At 49.8% G+C, this 7,150-nt stretch carries 4 protein-coding genes; 1 reads left to right on the top strand and 3 read right to left on the bottom strand.

The window, feature by feature from the left end:
* Positions 1-111 precede the first annotated feature (111 nt).
* Both GC101_RS14235 and gyrA read right to left on the bottom strand, forming a co-directional pair.
* Positions 112-1,212 (bottom strand): HD-GYP domain-containing protein, encoded by a 1,101-nt coding sequence (locus GC101_RS14235; protein ID WP_171717773.1) that lies wholly within the window; start codon positions 1,210-1,212, stop codon positions 112-114.
* A 146-nt stretch (positions 1,213-1,358) separates the two neighbouring features.
* Complete coding sequence (gene gyrA, locus GC101_RS14230) at positions 1,359-3,905, bottom strand: DNA gyrase subunit A (protein WP_171717772.1); 2,547 nt, start codon at positions 3,903-3,905, stop codon at positions 1,359-1,361.
* A 343-nt stretch (positions 3,906-4,248) separates the two neighbouring features.
* Here gyrA and GC101_RS14225 point away from each other — a divergent pair, with 343 nt between their 5' ends.
* Positions 4,249-5,136, top strand: coding sequence for a YheC/YheD family protein (locus GC101_RS14225; protein WP_171717771.1), 888 nt, complete (start codon positions 4,249-4,251; stop codon positions 5,134-5,136).
* An 89-nt stretch (positions 5,137-5,225) separates the two neighbouring features.
* Here GC101_RS14225 and gyrB read toward each other — a convergent pair whose 3' ends face one another.
* Complete coding sequence (gyrB, locus tag GC101_RS14220; RefSeq protein ID WP_039295729.1) at positions 5,226-7,136, bottom strand: DNA topoisomerase (ATP-hydrolyzing) subunit B; 1,911 nt, start codon at positions 7,134-7,136, stop codon at positions 5,226-5,228.
* Positions 7,137-7,150: the final 14 nt, after the last annotated feature.

Below are 7,150 nucleotides of genomic sequence, written 5' to 3'. Positions count from 1 at the left end.
CTGATTGCAAGCATTATTTTGAAACCAATTATAAAAGCTATGCCCCTAATAACCGCCCCGACATGGCCAGCCTCAGATGACATAGCTTCTGTTCATCATACCCGCTTACCCTTAAGCAATAATCTCCTGAATATGCAGCTCCCGTTCATTGACCAGATTCACAATCTTGCCCTCTACCTGAACCATTGGTCTTGTGGGATTAGTGCGATCCGTGAAGATGATTTCTCCATGACGCCCGTCGCTGAGCCGTATCCGTGTGCCATTATACAGATCCGTTGTTTTTTGAATGAAGGTTTGTACAATAACCGGGTCAAGCTTCCCGAAGCTCTCCTTCTGAAGCTGCTCCAGTACCAGATAAGGCGACTGAGCCTTTCTGTAGGCTTTTTCAAGCGTCATGGCATGAAAGATATCGGCTACTGCAACAATCTTGGCATAGAAGTGAATCTGGGTGCCTTCCAGCTTAAGCGGATAACCGGAACCATCGATCTTCTCATGATGCTGCAGGGCGGCTAGTCTGACGCCTTCGTTGATTGCTGTAACATTGCGCAGCAGCTGGTATCCATAAGTGGTGTGCCTGCGTACTTCTTCTATCTCCGCGCCCGTCAGGGGAGTCGGTTTGTGCAGCAATGTCTCATCTACCTTAATGTTACCTATATCATGAAGCAAGCCGGCAAAGGCAGCCTGCATCCAATCCTTTTGCGGATATCCGCACCACTGGGCAATTTTATATGAAGTTAGGGCAGATAATACAGCGTTATGATAATTATAATCCTGGTCAAACAGAACACGCGGTGCAAACTTCAGGACATGATAATCCTTCAAATGGCTAATCAGCAGCTCCAGTTGGCTCCGCAATTCAAAAATCGGAAGTACCGCTGCGGTTGCTGCACGATAGCTCTGCTTGATAAGCACCAGCATTTTCTCATACTCATCATGAAGCGGTGAATTACTTTTGGCTAGTACGGACTCATTGATCAGCGCACCTGCTTTGGCGCTCTGCTGCTTAGCTGGCGGTTTGGACACTTCTGGGACTTTGTCCTCTCCCTGAACTCCCTCAATTTCAACTTGTCCTATCAAAAAAGCTTGGAGAATCTCAATATCCCGCGGAAGTATGATCTTGCCTTTACCGAATAACACTCCTCCCAAAGGAGTGATTACATCCTTAATAATCTTTGATCCCGCCTTGATCTCTCCAACGGATATGTTTGGCATAAATTCAGCCCCTTTATTTCTGTGACACCTGTAATTCTCTAATTATAGTATGTAACCCGGCAAGCGGCTAGAGAGAGGACTTCCATTCCATAAATAAAAAAGCATGAGCTTCTATAATCAGAAACTCATGCTTTTGCTGCAAAGGATTATTCGACGGTATCGTCTTCGTTCCCGGTATCAGTTTCCGCTTCAGGCTCGCTGACTTCGCCATCGCCTTCCACTACTGTACCTTGAATTTCTTCGCCGTCTTCTTGCTCGGACAAGTCATCTTCCTCTTTATCCGCTCTGCAGAGCGTAGCCACTGCATCATCCTCACGGATGTTAATCAGCTTAACGCCCTGTGCGTACCGGCCCATTGTAGAAATTCCATCCATACTGGTCCGGATCAGGGTACCGCTGGTCGTGATAATCATCAGGTCCTCATCTGTCTTGACAACCTTCAGCCCGACTACCGGACCGTTCTTATCGGTAAGGTTAATGGTCTTGATGCCTTTACCCCCGCGCGTCTGGGAACGATAGTCGCCGGCAGGCGTCCGTTTACCATAACCCTTGGTTGTTACGATCAGCACTTCAAGATCCTTATCTACGCAGTCCATACCAATGACATGGTCATTGTCATCCAGCGTGATCCCTTTAACCCCTGTAGCACTGCGGCCCATGGAACGGACATCGCTCTCCGAGAAAGTAATCGACATTCCGCGTGCCGTACCGATAATCAGATTCTGCTCTCCATCTGTCAGCTTCACTTCGATCAGTGAATCTTCCTCGCGAAGATTGATCGCTATCAGACCGCCCTTGCGGATGTTGTTGTAGTCTTCCAGAGGTGTCTTCTTCACGATTCCCTCGCGGGTAGCGAAGAACAGGTATTTGTCGCTGTCCGCTTCCTCCACCTGGATTACCGCACTAATCTTCTCGCCCTGCTCAATTTGAATCAGGTTGATGATCGGCGTCCCCCGGGCGGTACGGCCAAGCTCCGGAATCTCATAAGCCTTAATCCGGTACACCTTACCCTTGTCGGTGAAGAACATCAGATAGTTGTGGGAGTTACTCACGAAGAGATGCTCTACAAAGTCCTGGTCCTTGGTGTCCATCCCGATTACCCCGCGGCCGCCGCGCTTCTGGCTGCGGTAAGTGCTGACCGGAAGACGTTTGATGTAACCGGTATGTGTAATCGTGATTACAACCTCTTCACGCGGAATCAGATCCTCATCGAGAATGCTCTCTTCCCCAACCGTAATTTCCGTACGGCGGTCATCAGAGTACTTATCACGAATCTCCTGCAGCTCATTGCTGATAATATCCAGTACGAGATGCTCGTTAGCCAGAATCTCCTTGTATTCAGTGATTTTGGCGAGCAATTCGTTATATTCATTCTCGATCTTCTCACGTTCCAGACCGGTCAGGCGCTGCATCCGCATATCGAGGATCGCCTGAGCCTGCTCCAGGCTTAGACTGAAGGTCTCCATCAAGCCTTCACGGGCAATATCTGTTGTCCGTGAAGCACGGATAAGAGCAATAACCTCATCCAGATGATCGAGGGCAACACGCAGGCCTTCCAGAATATGCGCCCGGGCTTCCGCCTTCTTCAGGTCAAACACGGTCCGGCGGCGGATAACTTCGATCTGATGCTGCAAATAATGATACAGCACATCACGCAGGTTCAGAATCTTCGGTTCATTATTGACGATAGCCAGCATGTTAATCCCGAAGGTAGACTGCATGGAGGTATGTTTGTAGAGGTTGTTGAGCACGACGCTAGGATTCACATCACGTCTCATTTCAACGACTACACGCATTCCGTTACGGTCAGATTCATCACGCAGATCCGTAATGCCTTCGATACGTTTCTCACGCACCAATTCAGCAATCTTCTCAACCAGTCTGGCTTTGTTGACCTGGTAAGGAAGCTCGTGCACAATAATCCGCGCTTTACCGTTGTTCTCTTCAATCGTCGCTTTGGCACGCATCGTAACCGATCCGCGTCCTGTGCGGTAAGCCTGACGGATACCTTCACGGCCCAAAATATAACCGGCCGTCGGGAAATCTGGGCCCTGAATATATTCCATAAGCTCCATAGGTGTAATGTCAGGATTCTTGATCATTGCCTGCACACCATCAATGACCTCGCCCAGATTGTGCGGAGGAATATTGGTGGCCATACCGACCGCAATCCCCGAAACCCCGTTCACAAGCAGGTTAGGGTAACGCGCCGGCAATACTACAGGCTCATTCTCTTCACCGTCATAGTTGGGAGCGAAATCAACCGTTTCTTTGTTCAGATCGCGGAGCATTTCTCCGGCAATTTTGGACAGCCTCGCTTCGGTATAACGCATCGCAGCTGCCATATCTCCGTCAATAGAGCCGAAGTTTCCGTGGCCGTCTACGAGCATATAGCGCATGGAGAAATCCTGTGCCATACGTACCATTGTTTCATAAACCGCCGAGTCACCGTGAGGGTGATACTTACCGATAACCTCACCGACGATTCTCGCTGATTTCTTGTGAGGTTTATCCGAGGACATTCCAAGTTCCGACATCGCAAACAAAATGCGTCGGTGAACAGGCTTAAGTCCGTCCCGCACATCCGGCAAAGCCCGGCTTACAATGATGCTCATTGCGTAATCCATAAAGGATTCGCGCATTTCCACGCCAATGTCCCGATCCCTGATTTGCGGGTTATTTTGTTCAGCCATGAGTTGGTGGACCTCCTTCAGTTAAAAACCGCTACCCTTTATTATATTACTTTCACAAAAGCAGCACAATTAAACATGATAGCCTTTTATCTTCTATATTGATTTTCTTTTAGTACGGATAAGGATATACGCCCTTTCCGCTGGTGTCTTCAGTACATAGACTGTAAAGACAAGAAGAATGGCTTTATGACCCTGATTTCGTCCAAAAAAGCATAACCCCATATCCTTATATTATAACATTGTTTAGTTAGATTGTCCTGAAAATTCGCCACAGATGAACAAACGGATATACGTTCATCTGTGGCGAAACCGGCAACCGCACCACTACCCAAGGAGGCAGAAAATGAGGATTCAGCGCGTGTCCAGTAAGTGGGCAAAAACGAAAGTCATTCTTCAGAACCGCCTGCTCTCGGTCTTCATTCCGGAAACACGTAAATACGCCCTGGAAGATTTGAAAGAGCTGCTGGGTCTGTACGGAACGGTGTATATCAAACCTGACCGCGGCACCTACGGCAGCGGAGTCATGAGAGCTGAACAGCGGGTAGTTCATTTAAGCCCAAGCGAGCATCAGCCGGACTTCAGCCAACCGGAAACAGAACCTTTAACATGTGAAGCAGAAGCACCGGCAGAACCCAAGCTGATGTATATTCTGAGATACGCCAAGGATGCAGAAATCTTCAATACACCGGAAGAGCTTCATGCTGCCCTATTGCCGCGGATTAAGGGGCGTTCTTATCTCGTTCAGCAAGGCATTGATTTGCTTCAGCATCAGGACCGGCCGTTTGACCTGCGGGTACTGACCCAGAAGAATCTTCAGGGGTCCTGGGAGACTACAGGCATGCTCGGGCGGGTGGCTGCTCCGCAAAAGGTGGTCACCAACTATCACAACGGAGGCAGCATTTTTTCGGTAGATGCCCTGTTCAAAGAACATATGACGCCCGAAGAAATGACGGCAACCATCCAGCAGCTGAAATCACTGGGAGTCAGAATCGGGTCCCAGCTGGAAACTGCCTATCCGGGCCTCAAAGAAATTGGACTGGATGTAGCGATGGATCAGCATCATGATCTATGGCTGCTTGAAGTTAATACGCTGCCTTCGATCATCGTCTTCAAAATGTTTCCGAACAAAGCCATTTACCGCCGAATCCACCGCTATGCTGTTGCCTATGGACGTTTGAAGCGCACCCGCCCGTCCCCAACCTACCGCCGCAGACGAACACTCAAGCATTAAAGTTACGCCAAAAAACTCTCTGACTGCATTAAAAAACCTCCGGTCCTCCTACTAAGGGAGGAATCCGGAGGTTCAAATACAGCTTGCGCTTAAATGTCGAGATTTTTGACCGATTGGGCATGCTCCTGAATGAATTCACGGCGCGGTTCAACGTTGTCACCCATCAGTGTATCGAAAATGCTGTCAGCCAGCATCGCATCCTCAATCGTTACCTGCAGCATGGTGCGGCTCTCAGGATCCATTGTAGTATCCCAAAGCTGCGCGGCATTCATCTCACCCAGACCTTTGTAGCGCTGAACGTTTACTTTGACGTTCTCACCAAAGCCGGCAATGATCTCATCGCGTTCCTTCTCGGTCTGCGCATAGCGGATGACTTTGTTGCGTTCGATCTTGAACAGCGGCGGCTGGGCAATATAGATATATCCGGCATCGACCAGCTTCCGCATGTAGCGGTAGAAGAAGGTCAGCAGCAATGTTCTGATGTGGGCACCGTCGACATCCGCATCAGTCATAATTACAACCTTGTGGTAACGTGCCTTGGACAAATCGAAATCATCGCTGATGCTAGTTCCGAGAGCGGTAATAATCGCCCGGATTTCTGCATTGGACAAGATCCGGTCGAGCCGGGCCTTCTCTACGTTCAGAATCTTACCGCGCAGCGGCAGGATCGCCTGGAAATGACGGTCACGGCCTTGCTTGGCCGATCCCCCCGCAGAGTCACCTTCGACGATGTACAGCTCACTGATTGACGCATCCTTGGAGGAGCAGTCAGCCAGCTTGCCCGGGAGGGCACTGACCTCAAGCGCACTCTTACGGCGGGTCAGCTCACGGGCCTTGCGGGCCGCTTCGCGGGCACGGGAGGCCTGCAGCGACTTCTCCAGCACCTTGCGGGAGACAGCCGGGTTCTCTTCCAGGAATTCCTGCAGCTTCTCACCGAACAGAGATTCGACGATCCCGCGGACTTCGCTGTTCCCCAGCTTGGTTTTAGTCTGGCCTTCGAACTGCGGCTCAGGAATTTTGACGGAAATAATCGCCGTCAGGCCTTCACGGACATCATCTCCGGTCAGGTTCTGGCTGCTATCCTTGATCACGCCTGCCTTGCGGGCATAGTCATTGATAATCCGCGTTAAGGCACTCTTGAAGCCGGATTCATGCGTTCCGCCCTCATGGGTATTGATATTGTTAGCGAAGGAATAGATGTTCTCTGTATAAGAATCGTTATATTGGAGAGCCACTTCAACGGCGATCATATCCCGTGAGCCTTCCACGTAGATCGGGTCCTCATGCATGGCTTCTTTTTTCTCGTTAAGATATTTCACATACTCTACAATACCACCATCATACTTAAATGTATTACTGACTCCGGTCCGTTCATCCAGCAAAGAAAGCTCAATGCCCTTGTTCAGGAAGGCAAGCTCGCGGACCCGGGTAAGCAGAGTTGCATATTCGAAAGTAGTTGTCTCGGTAAAAATCTCAGGATCCGGATGGAAGGTTGTAGTCGTTCCTGTCTCCTCAGTATCCCCGATTACCTTGATATCATATTGCGGTGCGCCGCGTCTATACTCCTGCTGGTAGACATGGCCGTCACGTTTGACTGTTACAACTACCTTCTCAGACAGTGCGTTAACTACCGAGATCCCCACGCCGTGAAGACCGCCGGAAACCTTGTAACCCCCGCCGCCAAATTTACCGCCTGCATGCAGGACAGTCATTACGACTTCAAGCGTGGATTTCTTGAGCTTAACATTCTCGCCGACAGGTATTCCCCGGCCGTTATCAATAACAGTCACACTGTTATCTTCATGAATTTTCACTTGAATCCGGTCGCAAAAACCTGCCAGCGCCTCATCGATACTATTATCGACAACCTCCCAGACCAAATGATGCAGACCTTTGGCGCTAGTGGAGCCAATGTACATGCCGGGACGTTTCCGAACCGCTTCCAGCCCTTCCAGTACCTGAATCTGGCTCTCATCATATGTCGGTTGATTCATTGACATGCCTTCACCTACTT

This window comes from Paenibacillus phytohabitans (genome assembly GCF_013141775.1).
GTDB classification, from domain to species: Bacteria; Bacillota; Bacilli; order Paenibacillales; family Paenibacillaceae; genus Paenibacillus_AQ; species Paenibacillus_AQ phytohabitans.
This window is presented reverse-complemented; position numbering and strand designations above follow the sequence as displayed.

Bases quoted from the DNA above. Each gene is read 5' to 3' on its own strand.
- gyrA (WP_171717772.1), bottom strand. From the start codon at position 3,905: ATGGCTGAACAAAATAACCCGCAAATCAGGGATCGGGACATTGGCGTG.
- gyrB (WP_039295729.1), bottom strand. From the start codon at position 7,136: ATGTCAATGAATCAACCGACATATGATGAGAGCCAGATTCAGGTACTG.
- GC101_RS14225 (WP_171717771.1), top strand. From the start codon at position 4,249: ATGAGGATTCAGCGCGTGTCCAGTAAGTGGGCAAAAACGAAAGTCATT.
- GC101_RS14235 (WP_171717773.1), bottom strand. From the start codon at position 1,212: ATGCCAAACATATCCGTTGGAGAGATCAAGGCGGGATCAAAGATTATT.